The organism is Microbispora sp. H10836 (assembly GCF_012999525.1).
Taxonomy (GTDB): domain Bacteria; phylum Actinomycetota; class Actinomycetes; order Streptosporangiales; family Streptosporangiaceae; genus Microbispora.
In genome coordinates, this window is record NZ_JABBWU010000022.1 from 87,075 (window position 1) to 108,051 (window position 20,977).

Annotated in this window: 19 protein-coding genes and 1 pseudogene; 6 read left to right on the plus strand and 14 right to left on the minus strand. The window is 72.7% G+C overall.

Annotation, left to right across the window (positions count from 1 at the left end; translation table 11 throughout):
• The first annotated feature begins 6 nt into the window (after nucleotides 1–6).
• Genes HHX30_RS32215 through HHX30_RS32225 form a run of 3 tightly spaced genes read left to right on the plus strand, consistent with a single transcriptional unit; the run spans nucleotide 7 to nucleotide 2,584 of the window.
• Nucleotides 7–687: an SDR family oxidoreductase gene (locus HHX30_RS32215; protein WP_169986734.1), complete on the plus strand. Its 681-nt coding sequence runs from the start codon at nucleotides 7–9 to the stop codon at nucleotides 685–687.
• Nucleotides 678–1,625, plus strand: a complete 948-nt coding sequence (locus tag HHX30_RS32220) for a glycosyltransferase family 9 protein (protein WP_169986736.1) — start codon at nucleotides 678–680, stop codon at nucleotides 1,623–1,625. Before HHX30_RS32215 ends, HHX30_RS32220 begins: the two co-directional genes overlap by 10 nt.
• A gap of 14 nt (nucleotides 1,626–1,639) precedes the next feature.
• Nucleotides 1,640–2,584 (plus strand): UDP-glucuronic acid decarboxylase family protein, encoded by a 945-nt coding sequence (locus HHX30_RS32225; RefSeq protein ID WP_310742292.1) that lies wholly within the window; start codon nucleotides 1,640–1,642, stop codon nucleotides 2,582–2,584.
• 39 nt (nucleotides 2,585–2,623) lie between these two features.
• Here the strand turns inward: HHX30_RS32225 and HHX30_RS32230 are convergent, their stop codons facing one another.
• The gene (locus tag HHX30_RS32230; RefSeq protein WP_169986740.1) at nucleotides 2,624–5,131 is read right to left on the minus strand and encodes a LuxR C-terminal-related transcriptional regulator; all 2,508 of its coding nucleotides are present in this window, start codon (nucleotides 5,129–5,131) and stop codon (nucleotides 2,624–2,626) included.
• A 134-nt stretch (nucleotides 5,132–5,265) separates the two neighbouring features.
• On the opposite strand from HHX30_RS32230, the gene HHX30_RS32235 reads away from it, so the two are divergent.
• On the plus strand, nucleotides 5,266–5,868 hold the full coding sequence (locus HHX30_RS32235) for a carboxymuconolactone decarboxylase family protein (protein WP_169986742.1): 603 nt from the start codon (nucleotides 5,266–5,268) through the stop codon (nucleotides 5,866–5,868).
• Between the two features lie 111 nt (nucleotides 5,869–5,979).
• Here HHX30_RS32235 and HHX30_RS32240 read toward each other — a convergent pair whose 3' ends face one another.
• From HHX30_RS32240 to HHX30_RS32260, 6 genes and pseudogenes are all read right to left on the minus strand, one after another.
• Nucleotides 5,980–6,600 (minus strand): DUF6461 domain-containing protein, encoded by a 621-nt coding sequence (locus HHX30_RS32240; RefSeq protein ID WP_169986744.1) that lies wholly within the window; start codon nucleotides 6,598–6,600, stop codon nucleotides 5,980–5,982.
• 175 nt (nucleotides 6,601–6,775) lie between these two features.
• Nucleotides 6,776–7,435: a hypothetical protein gene (locus HHX30_RS32245; RefSeq protein WP_249350680.1), complete on the minus strand. Its 660-nt coding sequence runs from the start codon at nucleotides 7,433–7,435 to the stop codon at nucleotides 6,776–6,778.
• Nucleotides 7,436–7,541: 106 nt separating this feature from the next.
• Nucleotides 7,542–7,703: pseudogene (locus tag HHX30_RS42125) on the minus strand (MerR family DNA-binding transcriptional regulator); the annotation flags it as partial.
• A 40-nt stretch (nucleotides 7,704–7,743) separates the two neighbouring features.
• The gene (locus HHX30_RS32250) at nucleotides 7,744–8,709 is read right to left on the minus strand and encodes a pirin family protein (RefSeq protein WP_169986746.1); all 966 of its coding nucleotides are present in this window, start codon (nucleotides 8,707–8,709) and stop codon (nucleotides 7,744–7,746) included.
• A 73-nt stretch (nucleotides 8,710–8,782) separates the two neighbouring features.
• Complete coding sequence (locus tag HHX30_RS32255) at nucleotides 8,783–9,517, minus strand: Mut7-C ubiquitin/RNAse domain-containing protein (RefSeq protein WP_249350681.1); 735 nt, start codon at nucleotides 9,515–9,517, stop codon at nucleotides 8,783–8,785.
• Nucleotides 9,518–9,521: 4 nt separating this feature from the next.
• Nucleotides 9,522–9,983, minus strand: coding sequence for a MarR family transcriptional regulator (locus HHX30_RS32260; protein WP_169986748.1), 462 nt, complete (start codon nucleotides 9,981–9,983; stop codon nucleotides 9,522–9,524).
• Nucleotides 9,984–10,052: 69 nt separating this feature from the next.
• On the opposite strand from HHX30_RS32260, the gene HHX30_RS32265 reads away from it, so the two are divergent.
• On the plus strand, nucleotides 10,053–10,928 hold the full coding sequence (locus tag HHX30_RS32265; RefSeq protein WP_169986749.1) for an alpha/beta fold hydrolase: 876 nt from the start codon (nucleotides 10,053–10,055) through the stop codon (nucleotides 10,926–10,928).
• 1 nt (nucleotide 10,929) lies between these two features.
• Here the strand turns inward: HHX30_RS32265 and HHX30_RS32270 are convergent, their stop codons facing one another.
• On the minus strand, nucleotides 10,930–12,387 hold the full coding sequence (locus HHX30_RS32270; protein ID WP_169986751.1) for an aldehyde dehydrogenase family protein: 1,458 nt from the start codon (nucleotides 12,385–12,387) through the stop codon (nucleotides 10,930–10,932).
• A gap of 1 nt (nucleotide 12,388) precedes the next feature.
• Nucleotides 12,389–14,023 (minus strand): choline dehydrogenase, encoded by a 1,635-nt coding sequence (gene betA, locus HHX30_RS32275; RefSeq protein WP_169986752.1) that lies wholly within the window; start codon nucleotides 14,021–14,023, stop codon nucleotides 12,389–12,391.
• A gap of 29 nt (nucleotides 14,024–14,052) precedes the next feature.
• On the opposite strand from betA, the gene HHX30_RS32280 reads away from it, so the two are divergent.
• Nucleotides 14,053–14,895 carry an IclR family transcriptional regulator gene (locus HHX30_RS32280; RefSeq protein WP_169986754.1) on the plus strand — a complete coding sequence of 281 codons (843 nt, stop codon included), beginning with the start codon at nucleotides 14,053–14,055 and terminating at the stop codon, nucleotides 14,893–14,895.
• Between the two features lie 6 nt (nucleotides 14,896–14,901).
• Here HHX30_RS32280 and HHX30_RS32285 read toward each other — a convergent pair whose 3' ends face one another.
• The 5 genes from HHX30_RS32285 to HHX30_RS32305 all read right to left on the minus strand — a co-directional run bounded on the left by HHX30_RS32285 (nucleotide 14,902) and on the right by HHX30_RS32305 (nucleotide 20,964).
• A complete protein-coding gene (locus HHX30_RS32285) occupies nucleotides 14,902–16,068 on the minus strand; it encodes an NAD(P)/FAD-dependent oxidoreductase (protein WP_169986755.1) in 1,167 nt (388 codons plus the stop codon).
• Nucleotides 16,069–16,075: 7 nt separating this feature from the next.
• A complete protein-coding gene (locus tag HHX30_RS32290; protein ID WP_169986757.1) occupies nucleotides 16,076–16,432 on the minus strand; it encodes a bifunctional 3-phenylpropionate/cinnamic acid dioxygenase ferredoxin subunit in 357 nt (118 codons plus the stop codon).
• Between the two features lie 267 nt (nucleotides 16,433–16,699).
• Nucleotides 16,700–17,044 (minus strand): SPW repeat protein, encoded by a 345-nt coding sequence (locus HHX30_RS32295; protein ID WP_169986759.1) that lies wholly within the window; start codon nucleotides 17,042–17,044, stop codon nucleotides 16,700–16,702.
• Between the two features lie 300 nt (nucleotides 17,045–17,344).
• Complete coding sequence (locus HHX30_RS32300) at nucleotides 17,345–20,080, minus strand: M14 family metallopeptidase (protein ID WP_169986760.1); 2,736 nt, start codon at nucleotides 20,078–20,080, stop codon at nucleotides 17,345–17,347.
• Nucleotides 20,081–20,301: 221 nt separating this feature from the next.
• Nucleotides 20,302–20,964 carry an SDR family oxidoreductase gene (locus HHX30_RS32305; protein ID WP_169986762.1) on the minus strand — a complete coding sequence of 221 codons (663 nt, stop codon included), beginning with the start codon at nucleotides 20,962–20,964 and terminating at the stop codon, nucleotides 20,302–20,304.
• Nucleotides 20,965–20,977 lie beyond the last annotated feature (13 nt).

The window sequence follows — 20,977 nt, forward strand, 5'->3', positions numbered from 1 at the left end:
GCCTCAATGCTGGGAAACGTACTGATCACCGGGGGCGCGTCCGGCCTGGGCCGGGCCACCGCGACGGCGGTCGCCAAGGCCGGCGGCCGGCCGCTGGTCGTCGACGTCGACGAGCCGGACGGCGGGTTCGAGCACGTACGCGCCGACCTGGCCGACCGGGAACAGGCCGAGCGGGCCGTACGCGAGCTCGCCGAGCGGACGGGCGGGCTCGACGGCGTCGTGACGGCGGCGGGCATCGACGCCTGCGGCCGGCTGGAGGACGTGGCCGCCGAGCAGTGGGAACGGGTGATCGCGGTCAACCTGCTCGGGACCGCGGCGGTGGTCAGGGCTGCCCTGCCGTACCTGCGCACCTCCGGCGGCAAGGTCGTCACCGTCGCCTCCACGCTCGGGGTGCGCGCGCTCAGCGACGCGACGGCCTACTGCGCCTCCAAGTTCGGCGTCGTGGGCTTCACCCGGGCCCTGGCGGCGGAGCTGGCCGGGCAGGTCGGGGTGACCCTGCTGATCCCCGGCGGCATGCGGACGAACTTCTTCGACGACCGTCCGGAGCAGTACAAGCCCGGTCCCGACGCCCGGCTGAACCAGCCGGAGGACGTCGCCTCCGCGATCCTGTTCGCGCTCGGCCAGCCGCAGGGCTGCGAGGTCAGGGAGCTGGTCGTGTGCGCCTCGACGGAGACGTCATGGCCGTAGAAGACGCGGGCGGACCGGTCCTGCTCGCTCTGCGCGGGCTCGGGCTCGGCGACCTGCTGGCCTCGGTGCCCGCGCTCCGTGCGCTGCGGCGGGCGTATCCCGGGCACCACTTCGTGCTGGCCGCCCCGGCCTACCTCGGCGGGCTGCTCCCGCTGATCGGCGGCATCGACGAGGTGCTCGACGTGTCCGGCCCGGGGCCGGTGCCGTACGAGACGCCCGACGTCGCGGTCAACCTGCACGGCAGCGGCCCGGAGAGCATCCAGGCGCTGCGCCGCACCCGGCCGGGCCGCCTGCTCACGCACACCCACCGCCTGGTGCCGGGCTCGGACGGGCCGCCCTGGGCGCCGGAGACGCACGAGAGGCAGCGGTGGTGCTCGCTGCTGGAGTGGTACGGCATCCCGGCCGACCCCCTGGACCTCGCGCTGGGCGACCCGGGACCGAGCCCGCTCGCCGGAGGCGAGGTGGTCATCCACCCGGGGGCGGCGTTCCGGGCCAGACAGTGGCCGCCGGACCGCTTCGCCCAGGTGGCGGCCGAACTGGCCGCTCAGGGGCACCGGGTCGTCGTCACCGGCGGCGTGACCGAGATCGCGCTCGCCCGGCACGTCGCCCAGCTCGCCGGCCTGCCGGAGGAGTCCGTGCTGGCGGGCCGTACGAACCTGGCCGAGCTGGCCGCGCTGACCGCGCACGCCGCGCTGGTCGTCTGCGGCGACACGGGCATGTCGCACCTGGCCGTCGCCGCGGGCACGCCCTCGGTCATCCTGTACGGCCCGGTGCCGCCCGCGCTGTGGGGGCCGCCGCCGGGAGGCCCGCACATCGCGCTGTGGGCCGGGCGCAGGGGCGACCCGCACGGCGACCGGCCGTCGGAGGGCCTGCTCGAAATCGGCGTGCCCGAGGTGCTCGACGCGGTCAGGAGATTGCGGGGGGTGGGAGTGCGGTGAAGGGGTCTCGTGTCGTGGTCACAGGGGGAGCCGGGTTCCTCGGCTCCTACCTGTGCGAACGGTTGGTGGAACGCGGTGCGGCGGTCGTCTGCCTGGACAACTTCCTCACCGGGTCGCCGCGCAACGTGGAGCACCTGATCGGGCGGCCGGCGTTCCGGCTCGTGGAGTGCGACCTCACCGGGTTCGTCCACGTGCCGGGCCAGGTCGACCTGGTGCTCCACTTCGCCTCGGCCGCGTCGCCCGCCGATTACCTGCGCCATCCGATCGAGACGCTGAAGGTCGGCAGCATGGGCACGCTGCACACCCTCGGGCTCGCCGCGGAGAAGGGCGCGCGGCTCGTCCTCGCCTCCACCAGTGAGGTGTACGGGGACCCGCTGGAGCACCCGCAGAAGGAGACGTACTGGGGCAACGTCAACCCGGTCGGCCCGCGCAGCGTGTACGACGAGGCCAAGCGCTTCGCCGAGTCGCTGACCACGGCCTACCGCGACTCGCGGGGGACCGACACCGCGATCGTACGGATCTTCAACACGTACGGCCCGCGAATGCGGCCCCACGACGGCCGGGCGATCCCGACGTTCATCCGTCAGGCGCTGCTCGGCGAGCCGATCACCGTGACCGGCGACGGCAGCCAGACGCGGTCGATCTGCTACGTGGACGACACGATCGACGGCGTGCTCGCGCTCGCCGAGAGCGACTTCGCCGGGCCGGTGAACATCGGCAACCCGGCCGAGATGTCGATGGCCGAGCTGGCGGAGACGATCCGCGACCTGGCGGGCTCGCCCTCCCCGATCCGGTTCGTCGAACGGCCCGTCGACGACCCCGCCGTCCGCCGTCCCGACACCTCGCTCGCCGAGGAGCGGCTCGGCTGGCGTCCGCGCGTCGACCCCGTCACCGGCCTGCGCCGCACCATCGACTGGTTCGAGAAGGAGCTGAACTCGTCCTGTCCGGCCGCCTCCTGAAGTCCGCCGTCCCTTGATCGGGCCCGCCCACGGCTTGGTTCAGCCGGGTTCGCCGGACGGTACGAGCCGCAGCGCCTCGGCGGGCGTCAGTCGCTCGCCCTGGCCGTGGGCGCTGTCGAAGGACTCGGCGCCCAGGGCCCGTACGAGGGCGTCGCGCAGCTCCCGGCCGGGCGGCCGGACGGGCCGCATGTGCGCCCCGGCCGCCTCGCGCACGCCGTACGCGGTGCCGAGAAGCACGGCCGCGCTTCGAGGGCGGTGCCGCGCGGCGTACACGGCCGCCAGGGCTTCCAGCGCCGACACGAGCACGGACGACTGACCCGCGAGCGCGACGGCCTCGACACCGGCGCGCAACAGCTCCTCGGCGCGGGCCGGCTCCTGCCTCTCGTACGCCCGCTCACCGAGGATGTACAGCGCCCGGCCGGTGCAGCGGCGGTCGCCGAGCCGGCGCAGGGTGGGCAGGCACTCGCTCATGAGCTCGGCGGCGTGCTCGTGGTCGCCCCGCAGCCACGCCAGCTGCCCGAAGCCGACCGTCGCGTGCGCCAGGTCCGCCTCGCTGCCGGCGGCCTCGGCCAGGGCGCGGCTCTCGGTGAGCCACCCGTGCACCTCGTCGTCGGCGACACCGGCGAACATCGACCGTTGCGCCATGATGAACAGGGTGTTGGCCGCGTACATGTGATCGCCGGCCGCGCGGAACAACGCGACGCCGTCCCGTCCCCACCGAAGCGCCCGGGACAGGTCGCCGGCGCCGGTCGTGAGCCCCTGCATCGTCAGCGCGCTGTCCCACGGGTGCTCGTCGCCGAACCCGGCCAGCGCCTCCTCCAGCGCCGGGGCGGCCAGCTCCGGCCGGACCCAGGTCGCGGTCATCCCGACCGCGCGCGCCGCCCTGGCGCGGGTGAGACCGTCGAGGCCGGCCGCCAGTCTCGCCGCCTTTCGGGCCAGGTCGAACGCGGCCCGGGAGTCCCGGGAATCCAGGATCGCGCTGGCCTCGGTGAGCCCGGCGACGACGGCGGGCGTCGCGGGCGGGTCGGCGACGGCCAGCGCCCGCCGGATCCACTGGTGCGCTTCGCGGCGCCGCCCGGTGACATCCCAGAACCGCTGCAGCGCCGCGATCATCCGCCAGGCGGACTCGACGTCGCCGGTGCCGGTGCTGTGGGCCAGCGCGGCACGCAGATTCGGCTGCTCCGCCGTCAAGCGGTCGAGCCAGTCGCGCTGGCCGGAGGTGCGGAGCCGCTCGGCCGCCTCTTCGGCGAGGGCGAGGTAGTGGGCGGCGTGGCGGCGCCTGGCGGCCGCCTCGCCGCCGGAGCCCGCCAGCCGCAGGGCGGCGTAGGCCCGGATCGTCTCGAGCAGCCGGTAGCGCCGGGTGCCGTGCCCGAGAGGGGAGACGAGCGACTTGTCCACCAGCCTGGGCAGCAGCGTCATCACAGCGTCGTCACCGAGATCCGCGCACGTCGACGCGATGGCCGTCAGGTCGAAGTCGGCGGGGAACACGCCGAGCCGCTCGAACATGGCTCGCTCGTCGTCGTCCAGCAGCCGGTAGCTCCAGTCGATGGTGCTGCGCAGGGCGCGGTGCCGAGGCGGGGCGGTACGGGCTCCGGCGGACAGCAGTTCGAAGCGCCGGTCGAGGTGCTCCACGAGCTCGACCGGCCCGAAGGCGCGCAGCCGGGACGCCGCCAGTTCGATGGCCAGCGGCAGCCCGTCGAGGCGCCGGCACAGCGCCGCGACGGCCGGGGCGACGGCGTCGTCGAGGGTGAAGCCGGGCGACGCGGCCGTCGCCCGGTCGACGAACAGGCGTACGGCGTCGTAGGCCGCGATGCTTTCGGCGCGCTCGGGCGCGTGCGGGGCGGGGAGGTCCAGCGTCCGCACCTGGTAGGCGACCTCGCCGGGGATGCCGAGCGGTTCGCGGCTGGTGGCGAGCACCCGCAGCGGCCCGCCGGCGCCGAGCAGGTCGGCCACGGTCTCGGCGGCCTCCGCGACGACGTGCTCACAGTTGTCCGCGAGCAGCAGGCAGCCCGTCTCCGCGGCGACCTCCCGCAGGATGTCGCGTAACGGCCAGTCCGGCTCCGGCACCACGCCCAGCGCCCGCGCGAAGGTGCCGCCGACCGACTCCGGCTCCACCGGAGCGAGATCGGCGAGCCGGACGCCGCCGGGGAACCGGCCGGCGAGGGCCGCGGCCACACGCAGCGCGAGGCGGGTCTTGCCCACGCCGCCCGGGCCGACGAGCGTGACCAGGCGGTGGGAGCCGAGCAGCGCGACGAGTTCGCTCGTCTCGCGGTCCCGGCCGACGAGGCTGGTCAGGGGCGAGGGAAGAGCGGAGCCGGCACGTCTCAGCCGTACGGCCGTCCCGGCCAGTGCCGCCCGGTCCGGGGCCCCGAGCTTACGCAGCAGGGCGGCGATGTGGCTCTCCACCGTGCGGACCGAGACGTGGAGCCGCTCGGCGATCTCGCGGTTGCGCAGCCGCTCGGCGACCGCCCAGAGAACCTCGGCCTCGCGCCGGGTGACGCCGGCGCGAGCCAGCCGATCGGGCAGGCCGGCCTCATGGTGCCTCATGGGTGCATTGTCCTTCCCCATCGGTACGGAGACCGCGTCCGTAGGAGGATCCGTGCGAAACACGGATGCGCCGGCGGCGGCGAGCGGCGACGCTGGTGGCGCGGGAATGCCCAGCGAGCGGTGGAGAAGAGACCATGGACAGGATCGGTTTTCTCGGTGTCCCCGACGTCAGCGACGAGGCCCGGCAGATCTTCGACGAGGACATCGCCGAGGTGGGTTACGTGATGAGCACCTCACGCCTGTGGGCCTATCAGCCGGCGACGATGACCGGGCTGTTCGATCTGCTGCGGCAGGTGAACGCCGGGGATCACCTCAGCCTGCGTCAGCGTTCCGTCCTCGTCACCGCGTGCGCGTCGGCGTTCGGCGACTCCTACTGCTCGCTCATGTGGGGCACCAGGCTGGCCCAGGCGAGCGACGCGGAGACCGCCGCCGGCGTGCTGAAGGGCGTCGACGACGGCCTGAGCGGCAGCGAGCGGGCCATGGCCGCGTGGGCCCGTAAGGTGGCCCGCGACCCCAACGGCACCACCGCGGCGGACGTGCAGGAGTTGCGCGACGCGGGATTCAGCGATCCGCAGATCTTCACGATCACCGCGTTCGTGGCTCTTCGCATGGCGTTCTCGACGGTCAACGACGCGCTCGGGCTGCGCCCCGACGCGCCTCTTCGCTCCACCGTGCCCGCTGCCGTACGCGACGCGGTCACGTTCGGCCGCCCGATCGACGCCGAGGACGGGGCGTAGCCGCGCGGACGCCGGGTTCCGCTCGGACGACATGTCGTCCGCCCGCACCGCGGCCCTCGGCTTCACCTCTGGGTCGATCCGGTATTCGGCGAGTTCCTCGGGTGAGGGCGGCTACGACGCCACGGGCCACTGGAAGGTGATGTAGGGATACGCTTCGGCGAGCCATTCCGCGGTGAGCCGCACCCCGGTCACCGACTCGACCACGGTCATCGCGGCGGCCTGCCAGTCGCCCTCGTCCTCGGTCAGCATTTCGGTCATGGCGCGCAGCTCCGGCTCCAGGACCGCGAAGATGTCGTCGTCCCATTCCTCGCTGAACATCGCGTCGAGGGAGACCAGCACCCGTCCGTCGGCCGCGTAACTGAGCCGGTTGTTCCCCTCCACGTTCCAGTAGACGCCGCACACCCGGCCGTCACGACTGAGCCGGCGCAGGACCTCGGGCAGGCTGCCCAGGAAGCCGTTGTTCTCGAACAGCGTCACAGCCGGGCCCGCGGGCGCCGCCGACATCGGGTGGACCCCGTCGTAGTAGGGGAGCGCCTCCAGCGGGGCGGCCTCGTGCACGTCGTGCGGGCTTCCGCCGCTCACCCGGGCCCCGATGTCGGCGACGGAGAACGGCCGGTGGTCGTGCGGGACGACGACCGTCCAGCAGACGGCGGTCTCCAGCCATGGCTCTTCGCGCAGCAGTTCCCGGTAGTGGGCGAACACCTCAGTGGGGGCTGAGCGGCCATCGGTCACGGCGGGCACTCCGGAGCACACGGGGACATGTCGGAGTGATCTTTGCAGAAGGAACCGGGGCGCGCGGGCGGAGCCACATCATCCACCTCAGTGGCTCCGTATCGTCCCAGTCCGCAGACCGGCGGCATCATGAGCTGTCCCCGCGGCTCGGCCGTCGCTGCTCAGCCGTACCGCGTCAGCCGGGTGTCCGTGTGCGCAGGGCGCCGGCGAACCAGGTGAGGGCGGGGGCCGGATCGCCGGGGGGCGGCCAGCCGTTGACCACGGCGAGCAGCCGGAGGTACGTATGGCGGCGCGGGTCGCGGGCGGTATCCACCAAGGCGAGCAGCCGGCGTCGAAGGGCGGTGTCGTCCGGCCGGCCGACGAGGGCGGCGTACCGCGCGGTGACGGTGGCGATGATCGCGTCGGCCTGCGGTGAGGCGCTGCCGAGGTCCGCGGCCAGTGCGGGGGCGACCTGGTCGCGGACGATCGCGACGGCGTCCGGGCGCGGGCCGTCCGCGTGGGCGTGGTCGGCCAGGTGCTGCTCCGCGAGGCGCCGCATGAGCGCACAGAACTCCGGGTCGCGGACCAGCTCGGCCAGCTCGATCCAGGCCTCGATCTGCTCGTCCTCCGGGTCGTCCGGCAGTTCGGGGGTCATCGTGCGCCTGATTCCCGCCAGGTCGGCGTCCAGCCCGCCGAAGACGGAATCGAGGAAGTCGCCGGTCAGTCGGCGTCGCTCGTCCTCGGAAAGCCTGGCCAGTCTGTGCATGAGATCCATCTCCTCGGGGGTGGAGCCGCGCCGTGCCACCGCCGTCGCCACCGCGCGCCGCAGGCGCAGCACCCGGATTCTGCACCGCAAGCGCCTCGGCGTGCGCCGCCGCGACCTGGGCCAGGGAGAGCTCCCCGTCCACGACCTTCCGGATCGTGGGCAGGCCGAGGCCCAGGTCGCGCAGCGTGCGTACGAGGTCGAGGCGGGCGAGGGCGCCGATGTCGTAGAGGCGATAGCCGGCCGGGCTGCGGCCGGTGGGCGGCACGATCCCGCAGTCGGAGTAGAACCGCACGGCCTTGACCGTCAGTCCGGTCCGCCGGGCCAGTTCCCCGATCGAGTAGAGCGTGCCGCCGTCCATGCCCCCACCTTCGCGTCTCCTCCTACGGGAGACTCAAGCTTCAGGTGTGGGGGACCCGCTCGGCGGGGATGACGCCGAGGCGCCCCGCCTGGTAGTCCTCCATGGCCTGGATGATCTCGGCGCGGGTGTTCATCACGAACGGGCCGTAGTGCACGACCGGCTCACGGATCGGCTGTCCGCCGAGCAGCAGCACCTCCAGGTCGGGCTCGGCCTGGGGCTGGGCGGTGTCCGCCGCGAGGGTCAGCGACCCGCCGGGGCCGAAGAGGGCGAGTTGCCCCCTGCGCACCGGCCGCCGGTCGGCGCCCACGGTGCCCTGACCGGCCAGCACGTAGGCGAGGGCGTTGAAGTTCGGGTTCCACGGCAGGTCCAGCCGGGCGCCCGGGCTGACGGTGGCGTGCACCATCGTGATCGGGGTGAACGTGACGCCCGGGCCGGCGTGCCCGTCCAGTTCCCCGGCGATCACCCGCAGCAGCGCGCCGCCGTCGGCCGAGGCGAGCAGCGCCGCCTCCCGCCCCCGGATGTCCTGGTAGCGCGGCAGGTGGAACTTGTGCGCGCGAGGAAGGTTGACCCACAGCTGGATGCCGTGGAAGAGCCCGCCCGAGACCACCAGATGCTCCGGGGGCTTCTCGATGTGCAGCAGGCCGGACCCGGCGGTCATCCACTGGGTGTCGCCGTTGGTGATGGTGCCGCCGCCCCCGTTGGAGTCCTGGTGCTCGAAGACGCCGTCGATGATGTAGGTGACGGTCTCGAAGCCGCGGTGCGGGTGCCACGGGGTGCCCTTCGGCTCGCCCGGGGCGTATTCGACCTCGCCCATCTGGTCCATGTGGATGAACGGGTCCAGCAGGGACTGCGGCACTCCGGCGAAGGCGCGCCGTACGGGGAAGCCCTCGCCCTCGAAGCCGCTGGGGGCGGTCGTGACCGACCGGACGGGGCGCGGTCCGGCGGCGGCCGGGTCCGGTATGGCGACGCGTGGCAGCGTCAGGGTGTCGGCGGTGACGGCGGGCATGACCCCTCCTAATTGAAATTTCAACTGCTGTGCTCTGGAACCACCCGCGGCCGCCGGACATTCCCGGCTCGCCTCAGACTCCCGAGACGGCGTGGAGGGCACGGTCGACGACGGCCGCCAGGCTGCCGCTGTGGGCGCCGCGCCAGTAGATCCGGCCGCAGGCGAGGCAGCGGGCGAACTCGTCGTAGCTGCGCCGCGTGCCGGGCTCCAGCGAGGCCTCCACCTCGGCCTTGACGACCGGCGCGAGCCGCCCGTTGCAGGCCGTGCAGCGGGTCCACGGGGCCAGCGGCGGCCGGAAACGGTCGAGCACGTCGAACAACTGGTCGTCCGGCCGGGCCCCTCGCACGTACGCGCCGCACCGCAGCGACCGCCGCCGCAGGATGCCCCGGTCCTGGGTGAGCAGCACCCGGCCCTCGGCGCCGGCCTGCTCGATGAGGGCGTCGTCGTCCATGTCGTTGCGGTACGCCGTGTCCAGGCCGACCAGGCGAAGCCGCCGTGCCAGCGTGCCGAGGTGGACGTCGAGCACGAACCGGCAGTCCGGCACGGCCTGCGGCCTGCGCACGGCCGGCACCTCCACCGTCTCGTCCGGACCCGGCCGGTATGACGGGCCGACCGGGCGGCCCCCTGCGGCCGGTTCGCCGATCTCGGTCAGCGGAACGCCGGCCGACTCGATCAGGTGGCCGAGCGAGGACGTCCCGTCGTACGGCAGGAGCACCTCGGGCCGCCGGTTGCGCGGCGCGAGGAAGATCCACAGCTCGGGCGAGAAGCGCGCGGGCACCTGCATGCCCTCCAGCATGCCCCCCCGCATCGGCTCATCGGCCCTGCGCCGTCAACGCGTCCAGCGTCGTCCGGAGGAAGAGCCGCACGGCGGCCGTCTGCCGTTCGTCGAAACCGGACAGGACCGCGACCGCCCCGTCGATGAGCGGGCCGAAGTGGCTCCATCCCAGTTCCTTGGCGCGCTCCTCGACCTTCAGCAGGACCCGGCGCCGGTCCCTGACGTCGCGGACCCGGCTGACCAGGCCGAGCCGTTCGAGGCGGTCGATCACGGCGGTGGTGCCGGCCGAGTTCAGGCCCAGGCCCGCGCCGAGGAAACCGGCGGTGGCGCCGGTCCCGGCCCGCTCCGCGTCCAGCAGGCAGATGAGCGCCCGCACGTCGGTGACGTGCATGCCGTGTTCGGCCGCGAAGTCGGCCTGGCGCAGGCCGTACTCCACCGCGACCGCCCGGAGCAGATGGAAGATCTCCACCTCCGGGCCCTCGTGCCCGCGCGTCGCCATGGAACCTCCTATTATCTCGCTCAACGAGACTATCGCTCAGCGAGCTACTTTGGTGTCACGGAGGTGGTCATGGAGAGCACTGACGACGGATTTCTCGCGGCCTACGACGCCGTCCTGGCGGCGCGCTGGCCCGCCTCCACGGAGCCGGCCGCGATCCGCACGCCCTACGGCACGACCCACGTCAACTCCGTCGGGCCCGCGGACGCGCCGCCGGTGGTCCTCCTGCACGGCGGCGGGACCACCTCGACCGTCTGGTTCGCCACGGCGACGGCGCTCGGCGGTGCATATCGGGTGCATGCGGTCGACACCGTGGGCGAGGCGGGCCGCAGCGTCGTGGGCGAGCGCGCGATCCGTACGGTCGACGACATGACGGCCTGGCTCGACGCCGTGCTCGACGGGCTCGGGACGTCGGCGGTGTCCCCGGCAGTGTCTCTGTGCGGCCATTCCTACGGAGCGTGGAGCGCACTGCACTACGCGGCGCACGCCCCCGGCCGGGTGCGGGCGCTGGTGCTGGTCGACCCCACCAACTGCTTCACCGGCTTCTCCCTTCGCTACCTGCTGCGGGCCCTGCCGATGCTGCTTCGCCCGACCGTACGGCGACGCCGCGCGTTCCTCGAATGGGAGACCCGGGGCGCGGCCCTGGACGAGACGTGGCTCCGCCTCTACGACCACGCCGCCGATTTCCCCGCCGCCCGCCCCCTGACCGGGCCGCGTCCCGCCCCGGAGGCGCTGCGGGCGCTGCGGCTCCCGGTGCTGCTCCTGCCGGCCGAGCGCAGCCGGTCGCACGACGCCGGCCGGGTGGCCGCCTCCGCCGCGGCGCTGCTGCCCCGGCTGGAGACGGCCCTGCTGCCCGGGGCCACACACCACACCCTGCCCCTCGCGGCGCCGCCCGAGATGGACGCGCGCATCGCGGAGTTCCTCGCCGCGCACGGGCGGGACGACTGATTCAGGGACGGAACCAGTGCTGGGGACGGGGGTCGGTGTTCTGCCAGATGTGCTTGATCTCGCGGTACTCGTTCAGGCCGGTCGGGCCGAGCTCCCGCCCGACGCCGGACTGCTTGAACCCGCCCCACTCCGCCTGCGGCAGGTAGGGGTGGTAGTCGTTGATCCACACCGTGCCGTGCCGCAGCCGGGCGGCCACCCGCTGCGCCCTGCCCGCGTCCGCCGTCCACACCGCCCCGGCGAGGCCGTAGTCGGTGTCGTTGCCCAGCGTGACGGCCTCGTCCTCACCGGAGAACCGCTCCACCGTCAGCACCGGGCCGAACGACTCCTCGCGGACCACCCGCATGCCGCGGTGGCACTCGTCCAGCACGGTCGGCCGGTAGAAGTAGCCCTTCCCCTCCACCCGCCGGCCGCCGCAGCGCAGCTTGGCTCCCTCGGCGACGCCCGCCTCGACGTACGCCTCCACCTTGGCCAGGTGCCCGGCGGAGACGAGCGGCCCGGCCTCGGCTTCGGGGTCGAACGGCCCGCCCAGCCTGATGCGCTCGGCCCGCCGTACGACCTCGTCCACGAACGCGTCGTGGACGGAGTCCTCCACCAGCAGCCGGGCGCCGGCCGAGCAGACCTGGCCCGAGTGCAGGAAGACTGCCGTCAGCGCGAAGTCGACCGCGGTGTCGAAGTCGGCGTCGGCGAACACGATGTTGGGGTTCTTGCCGCCCAGCTCCAGGGCGACGCGCTTGACCGTCCGCGCGGCCGTCGCCATGATCCACCGCCCGGTCGACAGCCCGCCGGTGAACGACACCATGTCGACGTCCGGGTGCTCGGCGAGCGGCGCCCCCGCCTCCGCGCCGGCCCCGAGCACCAGGTTGCCGACGCCCGGCGGCAGCCCCGCCTCCTCCAGCAGCCGCATGAGCAGGATCGCCGTGGACGGGGTCAGCTCGCTCGGCTTGAGCACGAAGGTGTTCCCGGCCGCCAGCGCGGGGGCCACCTTCCACGAGGTCTGCAACAACGGGTAGTTCCACGGCGTGATGAGCCCGCACACGCCGACCGGTTCGTAGACCACCCGGCTGACCGCGTCGGCGCGGCCGGTGTCGACCACCCGACCGGCGTCGGTGCCCGCGATCCCGCCGAAGTAGCGGAAGCACGCGATCACGTCGTCGACGTCGTACTCGCTCTCCACGAGGCGTTTGCCGGTGTCCAGCGACTCAGCCCGTGCGATCTCGGCCTTGTCCCGCTCCAGCAGACCGGCCACCCGCAGCAGCAGCGCGCCGCGCTCGCGCTCGGGCGTGCGCGGCCACGGGCCCTCGTCGAAGGCCCGCCGGGCCGCCGCGATCGCCGCCTCCGTGTCGGCGCGGCCGGCCTCCGCCACGGTGGCCACGTGCTCCTCGTCGGCCGGGCAGCGGATCTCCCGCCGGCCGCCCTCGGCGGCGTCGCGCCACTGCCCGCCGATGTACAGGTCCTTCATCTCACGCGTCCTTACGGTGCCGGTAGAACTCCACCGGCTCGGGGGCCAGGGGAGTGTTCCCGAGGATCAGGTCGGCGGCCTTCTCCGCGACCATCATCACCGGCGCGTAGATGTTGCCGTTGGTGACGTACGGCATGACCGAGGCGTCGACGACGCGCAGGCCCTCCAGGCCGTGCACCCCCATGGTCAGCGGGTCGACCACGGACATCTCGTCCACGCCCATCTTGGCCGTGCAGGAGGGGTGCAGGGCGGTCTCGCCGTCCCTGGCCACCCAGTCGAGGATCTGCTCGTCCGTCTCGACCTCCCGGCCGGGGGACAGCTCGCCGCCGTTGAACCCGTCCAGTGCGGACTGGTTGAGGATGTCGCGGGCCACCCGTACGGCCTCGACCCACTCGCGGCGGTCCTGCTCGGTGGACAGGTAGTTGAACCGCAGCGCCGGCTTGACCCGGGGGTCGGCGCTCTTGATCCTCACTGAGCCGCGGGCGTCGGAGTACATCGGCCCGATGTGCACCTGGTAGCCGTGGCCTCCGGCGGGCGAGCTGCCGTCGTAGCGCACGGCGACGGGCAGGAAGTGGAACATCAGGTTGGGGTAGTCGACGTCCTCGTTGCCGCGGACGAAGCCGCCGGCCTCGAAGTGGTTGGTCGCGCCGGGCCCCTTGCGCAGGAACAGCCACTGCGCGCCGACCATCGGCCGGTTGATCCACTTCATCGCGGGCTGCATCGAGACCGGCTGCTTGCAGGCGTACTGGATGTAGACCTCCAGGTGGTCCTGGAGGTTCTGGCCGACGCCGGGCAGGTCGTGGACCACGTCGACGCCGTGCGCCTTCAGATGGTCGGCGTCGCCCACGCCGGACAACTGCAGGAGCTGCGGGGAGTTGATCGCGCCGCCGCAGAGGATGACCTCCCCGGCTCGCACCCGCTTGCCGTCGAACTCGACGCCGACCGCGCGCTTGCCCTCGAACAGGATCTTCGTGACGAACGCCCCGGTCTTCACCGTGAGGTTCGGCCGCTTCATCACCGGGTGGAGGTAGGCCCGGGCGGCCGACAGGCGGCGCCCGCGCCGCACGTTGCGGTCGAACGGCGCGAACCCCTCCTGGCGGTAGCCGTTCACGTCGTCGGTCAGCGGGTAGCCCGCCTGCTGCACGGCCTCGAAGAACGCCTTGAACAGCGGGTTCCTGGCCGGCCCGCGCTCCAGCACCAGCGGCCCGTCGTGGCCGCGCATGGGGTCGGCGTCGTCGGCCGCCAGGCAGTTCTCCATCCGCTTGAAGTACGGCAGGCAGTGCGCGAAGTCCCAGGTCTCCATGCCCGGGTCGGCGCCCCAGCGCTCGTAGTCCAGCGGGTTGCCGCGCTGGAAGATCATGCCGTTGATGCTGCTCGACCCGCCGAGCACCTTCCCCCGGGCGTGGTAGATCCGCCGGCCGTTCATGTGCGGCTCGGGCTCGGACTCGTACTTCCAGTCGTAGAACCGGCTGCCGATGGGGAACATCAGCGCGGCGGGCATGTGGATGAACACGTCCCACAGGTAGTCGGGACGGCCCGCCTCCAGTACGAGGACGCGGTTGGAGGGGTCGGCCGACAGCCGGTTCGCGAGCGCGCTTCCCGCTGATCCACCACCGACGATGACAAAGTCATACATGTCCGCCTCCCGGGCAGGATGATATTGATATGCGCAATAGAGTGCAGCATTCGCAACGTCATGGGCCGGACCCCGAGCCCGCGGGGACCGACGAGGCCGCCGCGCGGTCCGAGGGGAGCGGCGGCGTCCAGTCGGTGGACCGTGCCGTGACGATCCTGGAGATCCTCTCCCAGCGCGGCGAGGCCGGCGTGAGCGAGGTCGCCGCGGAGATCGGCGTCCACAAGTCCACCGCGTTCCGGCTGCTCGGCGCCCTGGAGGCGCGCGGCCTGGCGGAGCAGGCGGAGGACCGCGGCAAGTATCGCCTCGGCTTCGGCGTCGTCCGTCTCGCCGCCGGGGTGGCCGCCCGGCTCGATCTCGTCCAGCAGAGCCGGCCGGTGTGCCGGCGGCTCGCCGAGGAGATCGGCGAGACCGTCAACATCGCCGTCGCGCGGTCCCACTACGCGATCAACCTCGACCAGGTGCGCGGGCCGGCGGCCGTGACCGCGCACAACTGGGTCGGCCAGCCCACCCCCCTGCACGCCACGTCGAGCGGCAAGATCCTGCTCGCCCACCTCGACGAGCGGCACCGCGAGCGGCTCATCGCCGCCGCCGGGCTGGAGCGCTTCACGCCCGCCACGGTGACCGACGCCGCCGAGTTGCGGCGGCAGCTCGACGAGGCGGTGCGGCGGGGTTACGCGGTCACCGTGGAGGAGTACGAGATCGGGCTGAACGCCATCGCCGCGCCCATCCGCTCCCACGAGGGCGAGGTGGTGGCCGCGGTCAGCGCCTCCGGCCCGGCCTACCGGTTCAGCGAGGAGCGCATGCGGGAGCTCGCGCCCGTGCTCGTGGCGGGCGCCGGCGACATCAGTCACCGTCTCGGCCACGCGGGGTGACGGCGCTCATCGCGCCACGGCGGGCTCGTTCACGCGGCGGCGCCACCGGGTGAACGAGCGGGGCTGGTCGACGCCGAGCACCGCGACCGTGCGGCCCTCCCGCCGGTAGACGGCCAGGAACCGGCGGGACGCGAGGTCGCCCTCCTCCACGCTCACCTCGTCTCCCGGCAGCGTGTGCCCGGCGAACTGCACGCGCAGGCCGTACTGGTCGGACCACAGGTAGGGCGGCGCGAGGGCGTCGGGCACGGCGGCGCCGCCGGACAGCAGCGTCGCAGCGGCCGTCGCGGGACGCCGTGCCGCGCCGGTCCAGTGCTCCACGCGCAGGTGGGCGCCGAGAGCGGGGTCGAACCAGGCGGCGCAGTCGCCGACCGCGACGACTCCCGGCACGCTCGTCGCGCCGCCCGCGTCGCAGACGACGCCGTCGCCGACCTTCACCCCGCTGCCGTCGAGCCACTCCACCGCCGGCCGCGCGCCGATCCCGGCGAGCACCACGTCGGCGTCCAGGCGGCGGCCGTCCTCCAGCAGCACGCCGTCGACGCGGCCCTGGCCGCTCAGGGCCCGTACGGCGGCGCCGCAGATCAGGCGCACTCCGTGGTCCTCGTGCAGCCCGGCGAGCGCGGCGCCCATCTCGGGCCCGAGCGCGCGGGCGAACGGCGCGGGCGCCGCCTCGACGATCGTCACGTCGAGCCCGAGGGTGCGGGCGACGCAGGCGACCTCGGCGCCGATGAAGCCCGCCCCGATCACCACGAGCCGCCGCGCGCCGTCGAGGTCGGCCCGCAGGGCCGCCGCGTCCTCGACCGTGCGCAGCGTGTGCACTCCGGCGAGGTCGCCTCCGAGGGTGCGGGCGACCGCGCCGGTGGCGATCACCACGCCGTCGGCCTCGACGGCGGATCCGTCGGCGAGCGTGATCCGCAGCGGCTCGCCCTGCCGCAGTCCGGTGGCGGCGACGCCCAGGCGCCATTCGGCGTCGAGGTCCTCGCCGTCGCCTTCCAGAGCGAGGTCCGCCGTCGTCAGCTGGCCCGCGAGGAACTCCTTGGACAGCGGGGGCCGGTCGTAGGGGCGGTGGGGTTCGGCCCCGACGATCGTCAGGCGCCCGCCGAAGCCCTGCGCGCGCAGCGCGCGGGCCGCCGACAGCCCCGCGAGCGACGCGCCGACGATAGCGACGGAATTCACGGCACCCTCACGCGTCTGCGGCCGACCCGGTACGGACGCCGGGCGGGAGGTTGGGCGGCAGGTCCGACGGCACGACGTAGACGGTCTCGTCCCGCACCACCACCTGGTGGGTGCGCACCGGCAGCTTCGCGGGAGGAGCGTCCACCCGGCCCGTGCGCAGGTCGAAGCGCGACGCGTGCAGGGGGCACTCCACCTCGCACCCTTCCAGCCACCCGTCCGCGAGCGAGGCGTCCTGGTGCGTACAGGTGTCGTCCACCGCGTACAGTTCACCGTCCTCGGTGTGGAAGACGGCGATCGGGGGATCTGTCTCGATTCGAAGGGCCTCGCCCCGGGGCAGGGCGGCGAGGGGGCACGCAGGAATCATTGCGGAGGTCCCAGTTTCGTAAAGTGGAACAGGAAGCGCTATGCGCAACAGATTGAGTGGAGATCGCGCCAAAGTCAAGGGGCGACATATCCCTTGATGGGTGATAAGCGCGACTCTGGCTCCCGGCTGTTCCTTACCAGGTGAGGACCTGCGCGAAGACGTACGGCCCCGCCGCCGGTCGCGGGAAGGGCGACGGGCGACGGGGCCGTACGAGGAGAGCGGGGCATCGGGCCGGACCGGGGTCCGGCCGGGGCTGGGATCGGTGGGTCAGGTGGTGACGGTCGTGCGGCCGCGCACCTGCAGGACGGTGAGCAGGCCGACGACGACGGTGACGGCGCCGGTGATCCAGGCGGTCCACGCCGAGGTGGCATCGCCGTCGAAGCCGAACGCCCAGGGGGAGACGACCAGCAGGGCGCCGAACGCGGCGGTCACCCAGGAACTGGCGCCGCCCGCGCCCAGGACGGACCACAGGGCGGAGACGACGAGCAGGGCGCCGAGGATGAGCAGCGGTTGCGCGGCGGCCTGGGCGTCGGCCCAGAAGAACGGCGCGAGTACCGCGACCAGCCCGGCGACGAGGGCGACGATGTCGGACAACGATCTCGTGAGATCCATCCGTGCCTCCGTACGGGGGAGAGGTGACCTATCACCCGACGGTGTGCCTGATTGACCGCCCGGTCAACAATCCGCTACGTCAGGATTACCTAACCCTGTGTCACCTCGTCCTGAACCGGGCGGGTTCGGCGCCGAACCGTCGGCGCCGGACGGGGCGGTGAATGCGACCAAGACGGTCGTGAAGGACGGCGCCTCCATAAATGGGGGCGGGGCCGGCCGGCTCATCGGCCGGCCGGCCCCGGGTCGTGCTGTCGCGGCGGTCCTCGTCGTGGGGACCGGGATCACCGCGGAATCAGCGGCTCAGCGGCAGCTGAGCGCGGTGTAGGCCGCGTCGTAGGACGTGGTGACCTGCTTGCCGTCGATCGTCGCGGTGCCGGTGACGGTCACCGTGCCCGCGTCGACCTGCCCGGCCCGGGTGTTGAAGGACTGGTAGGCCTGCGTGCCCGGAGCCACGTCGGCCACGGTCTTGTTGCCGTACGGGGTCGTCAGCGTCACCGTCGCCAATGCGTCTGAGCCGTTGACGGCCGTGACCGCGACGTACGCCGAGGTGCCGATGCAGCGGGACGAGGCGGTCACGGTCAGCGCGACCACCGGAGCCTTGTCGACCGTGACGGTCTCCGTGTTGTAGTTCTTGCCGTTGCCGTCCGGCTTGTAGTTCTTCTCGACGTTGCCCGCGAGGTCCATGGCGAACCAGTGCACCTCGGTGGTCTTGTCGATCGAGATCTTCGCGGCGCCCTCACGCATGCCCGAAGAGGTCAGCTTGGGCGAGCTCAGTGTCGGCCGGCTGCCGTCGAGGGTGTAGTAGACGTTCGCCGGCTCGTCCACCGTGAAGGTGAACGTCGCCGAGCCGTCGGCCCTGTCGGTCACCACGAGCTTCGACTCGGGCTTCTGCTTGTCCTTCTGGTACGTCTGGGCGACCTCGAGGATGCCGATCTGGCCGTTGGAGAACTCCATCGCCTCCTCGTGGCCCTCCTCGAACGGAGGCTGGAAGCCGACCGCGGTGTACCTGTTGGTCGCCGGGTCGTAGACGTCGGCGCCGACCTCGAAGTCCCAGCCGATGATGCCCTTGTTGTACCAGAACTCGTCGGCGCTGTTGCCGGCCGCCGAGTAGAGCACGTCGATCACCGGGCCGGTGCGCCCCGGCCAGATGGCCGTGCCGCGCCAGCCCTGGACGGCGGACAGGATGTGGTTGGAGGCGTTCCAGAAGTACTCCTCCGTGCCCAGGTCCGGGCGCGGCAGCGCCTCCCGCCCGGCGGTCTTGTACGCTCCCGGAGGCCACATGAAGTAGCCGCCGTAGGAGTGGGTGTTCATCGCGAACTTGATGTTCGGGAACTTCTCCGTGAGCCACACCTCGTTGCGCGTCTCCGGCTCCGACAGCTCCGCGGGCCCGGCGTAGGTGTCGCTGGTGCAGGTGGTCGAGCCGCCGTTGTATCCGTCGTAGACGCTGCCCACCGAGAAGTTGCGGTTGAGGTCGACGCCCCAGGAGTTGCGCCGCCCCGGGTCCGATCCGTCGGCGGCGCAGTGGTTGACCATGTTCCTGCGCTGCATGTTGTAGTCGTACATCGAGTAGTGGGCGCCGTCGGGGTTGATCGTCGGCACGATGAAGATGTCGAGGTTGTTCACCAGTTTCTTGGTGTCCGCGTCGAGCGCGTAGTTGCGCAGCAGCCGCTCGGCGGTCTCCACACAGGTGAGCGGGGTCACCCACTCGCGGGCGTGCTCCTGGCAGTAGAGGAACACCCCGGTCTTCGAGCCGTCCCGGCTCTTGCCGATGCGCAGCGCCTTCATCTGGAACGGCTGACGCGAGACGCTCGCCGGAGCCTTCAGGTTGTCGGTCAGCTTCGTCGCCGGAGCCGCGGCCACCACACCGGAGCCGTTGCCGGTCCGGTAGAGGCTGGCGGTCAGCAGCGCCGACGCCGCCGCGTTGCCGTTGACGGCGTCCACGACCTGAGCGGCCGTGCTGGTGACCGCGCCGGAGGCGTCCGTGGCCAGGTTGACCACGACGTCCTTGCCGTTGACGGCGACGGAAAGCGGGGCCGAGGCGGTCCCGGGGCTCACCAGTGCGACGCTGACGTCGTTGCCGCCCTCGCTGCCGTACGCCTTGGACGTCACGTAGAACGTGCTCGCCAGCGCGTTCCCCGAGCCCGTGCCGAACTGCGCCTGCGCCTGGCGGCGGTAGCCGTTCGTCTTGTACGGGAGGTCGACGATCTCCGAGATCTTCGGGAACTGCTTGGACAGCCACACCATCCGGCCGGTGACCTCGGTGGGGTCCATGTAGTGGTCGATGAAGTCCTGCACGTAGTGCTTGCCCGGCGCCTTGCGCGGCTCGCCCAGCCACTTGGTCACCGGCACGGTGATCGAGCCGCCCCGGTTGCTGGTGATCGTGACCTGGGTGGGGGCCTCCGTGATCGGCAGCGGCGAGTTGAACCGGTGGTACATGTACTGCCCCGCGTCGGTGAAGCGGGACATCGTCGTCGAGCCGCCGGAGTCGGGGGCCGTGCCGGGGCCGCTGTCCCAGGTGGCGGTGAGCACGGTCTGGGCGTCGGTCGCGCTCGTCTTCACCTCCACCGACAGGAAACGCTGGTTGTCGAGGCTGGTGAACCACTCGGCGCGCAGCGGGGTCAGCGTGTCGGTCGCCGCCGCGTCGGCCGACGCGGTGGCGAGGGCCTGCCGGCGTTCGGCCAGGTTCGCGGCGTAGTCGCTCTGGTCGGAGATGGCGTCGCGGACGTCGAAGCCCCGGTCGCGCAGGCTGCGCGCCTCGTCGGGACTGAGCACGGCGTGCACCTCGATGCCGCCGTCGACGGGCTTGCTGTATTCGGCCAGGTCGACGCCCAGGGCGATCAGCCTGTCCACGCCCGACTGGTCGGCGACGACGACGCGCATCAGCGCGACGCCGTTCTGCGCGGTGCTGGACGCGCGGTCGGGCGGGACCGGATCGGGAGAGGGATCGGCGAGCGCCGGGAGGGCGTTCAGGGTGATCGCCAGGGGGAGTGCGAGCGCGGCGACGTAGCGACGCGCCCTCCGGGGAGAGCTACTCATCGAGTTCCTCCGTCTGGCGTGCCTTCCGGGGAGGGGGGGTCAGCCCGGAGTGATCACGCGAGGTTGAGGGAAGTCTTTGCCACCGCGCAAACGGCGTCAAGGTGCATGAACACCCCAAATTTGGGATTTTTCCGTAATGAGATGAGTTAGTGCTCGATTGGGTATTTAGCGCCTCTTGCCTTATGGGAAGGCATGAGTAACGGACTGGAACGCTCCATGCGTCACCGCATCAGCGCGAGGCGTACGGCCTCGGCGACGGGCACGCCTCCGCCGATGAGTTCGAGGACGCGGTGCCGTGTCCGCGGTGCGTCGAGCAGCGCGGCGATCACGGCGGCGACGTCGTCACGCGGCACCTCGCCGGGAGGCAGTGGCGGGTCGGCCAGCGTGACCAGGCCCGTCTCCGGCCCGTCGGTGAGCCGCCCCGGCCGCAGGATCGTCCAGTCGAGCGGCCGGGCGCGCAGATCCTCCTCCGCCGCGGTCTTCGCCGTGATGTAGGCCGCCCAGACCTCGTCGCGTCCCGGGGCGGGCGGCGCTCCCGCGCCCATGGTCGAGATCTGGATGAAGCGGGACACTCCGGCTCGTTCCGCCGCTTCGGCGAGCAGTACGGAGGCGCCCTGGTCCACGGTGAACTTGCGTGCCGCGCCGCTGCCGGGTCCCGCCCCGGCGGCGAAGACCACCGCGCCCGCGCCGAGCAGCGTCTCGGCCACCTCCTCGGGCGTGGCCCGCTCCAGGTCGCACACCACCGCCTCGGCGCCGGCCGCTTCGACGTCCGCGACCTGGTCCGGATCGCGGATCAGCCCCACCGGCGCGTCACCCCGCCCGCCGAGCAGGCGGGCCAGCCGAAGAGCGATCTTCCCGTGCCCGCCCGCGATCACCACGCGCATGCGATCACCTCCG

Bases quoted from the DNA above. Each gene is read 5' to 3' on its own strand.
- HHX30_RS32250 (WP_169986746.1), bottom strand. From the start codon at position 8,709: ATGCCCGCCGTCACCGCCGACACCCTGACGCTGCCACGCGTCGCCATA.
- HHX30_RS32230 (WP_169986740.1), bottom strand. From the start codon at position 5,131: ATGAGGCACCATGAGGCCGGCCTGCCCGATCGGCTGGCTCGCGCCGGC.
- HHX30_RS32270 (WP_169986751.1), bottom strand. From the start codon at position 12,387: ATGAAGGACCTGTACATCGGCGGGCAGTGGCGCGACGCCGCCGAGGGC.
- HHX30_RS32300 (WP_169986760.1), bottom strand. From the start codon at position 20,080: ATGAGTAGCTCTCCCCGGAGGGCGCGTCGCTACGTCGCCGCGCTCGCA.
- HHX30_RS32290 (WP_169986757.1), bottom strand. From the start codon at position 16,432: ATGATTCCTGCGTGCCCCCTCGCCGCCCTGCCCCGGGGCGAGGCCCTT.
- HHX30_RS32255 (WP_249350681.1), bottom strand. From the start codon at position 9,517: ATGCGGGGGGGCATGCTGGAGGGCATGCAGGTGCCCGCGCGCTTCTCG.
- HHX30_RS32295 (WP_169986759.1), bottom strand. From the start codon at position 17,044: ATGGATCTCACGAGATCGTTGTCCGACATCGTCGCCCTCGTCGCCGGG.
- betA (WP_169986752.1), bottom strand. From the start codon at position 14,023: ATGTATGACTTTGTCATCGTCGGTGGTGGATCAGCGGGAAGCGCGCTC.
- HHX30_RS32265 (WP_169986749.1), top strand. From the start codon at position 10,053: ATGGAGAGCACTGACGACGGATTTCTCGCGGCCTACGACGCCGTCCTG.
- HHX30_RS32260 (WP_169986748.1), bottom strand. From the start codon at position 9,983: ATGGCGACGCGCGGGCACGAGGGCCCGGAGGTGGAGATCTTCCATCTG.
- HHX30_RS32305 (WP_169986762.1), bottom strand. From the start codon at position 20,964: ATGCGCGTGGTGATCGCGGGCGGGCACGGGAAGATCGCTCTTCGGCTG.
- HHX30_RS32220 (WP_169986736.1), top strand. From the start codon at position 678: ATGGCCGTAGAAGACGCGGGCGGACCGGTCCTGCTCGCTCTGCGCGGG.
- HHX30_RS32235 (WP_169986742.1), top strand. From the start codon at position 5,266: ATGGACAGGATCGGTTTTCTCGGTGTCCCCGACGTCAGCGACGAGGCC.
- HHX30_RS32215 (WP_169986734.1), top strand. From the start codon at position 7: ATGCTGGGAAACGTACTGATCACCGGGGGCGCGTCCGGCCTGGGCCGG.
- HHX30_RS32280 (WP_169986754.1), top strand. From the start codon at position 14,053: ATGCGCAATAGAGTGCAGCATTCGCAACGTCATGGGCCGGACCCCGAG.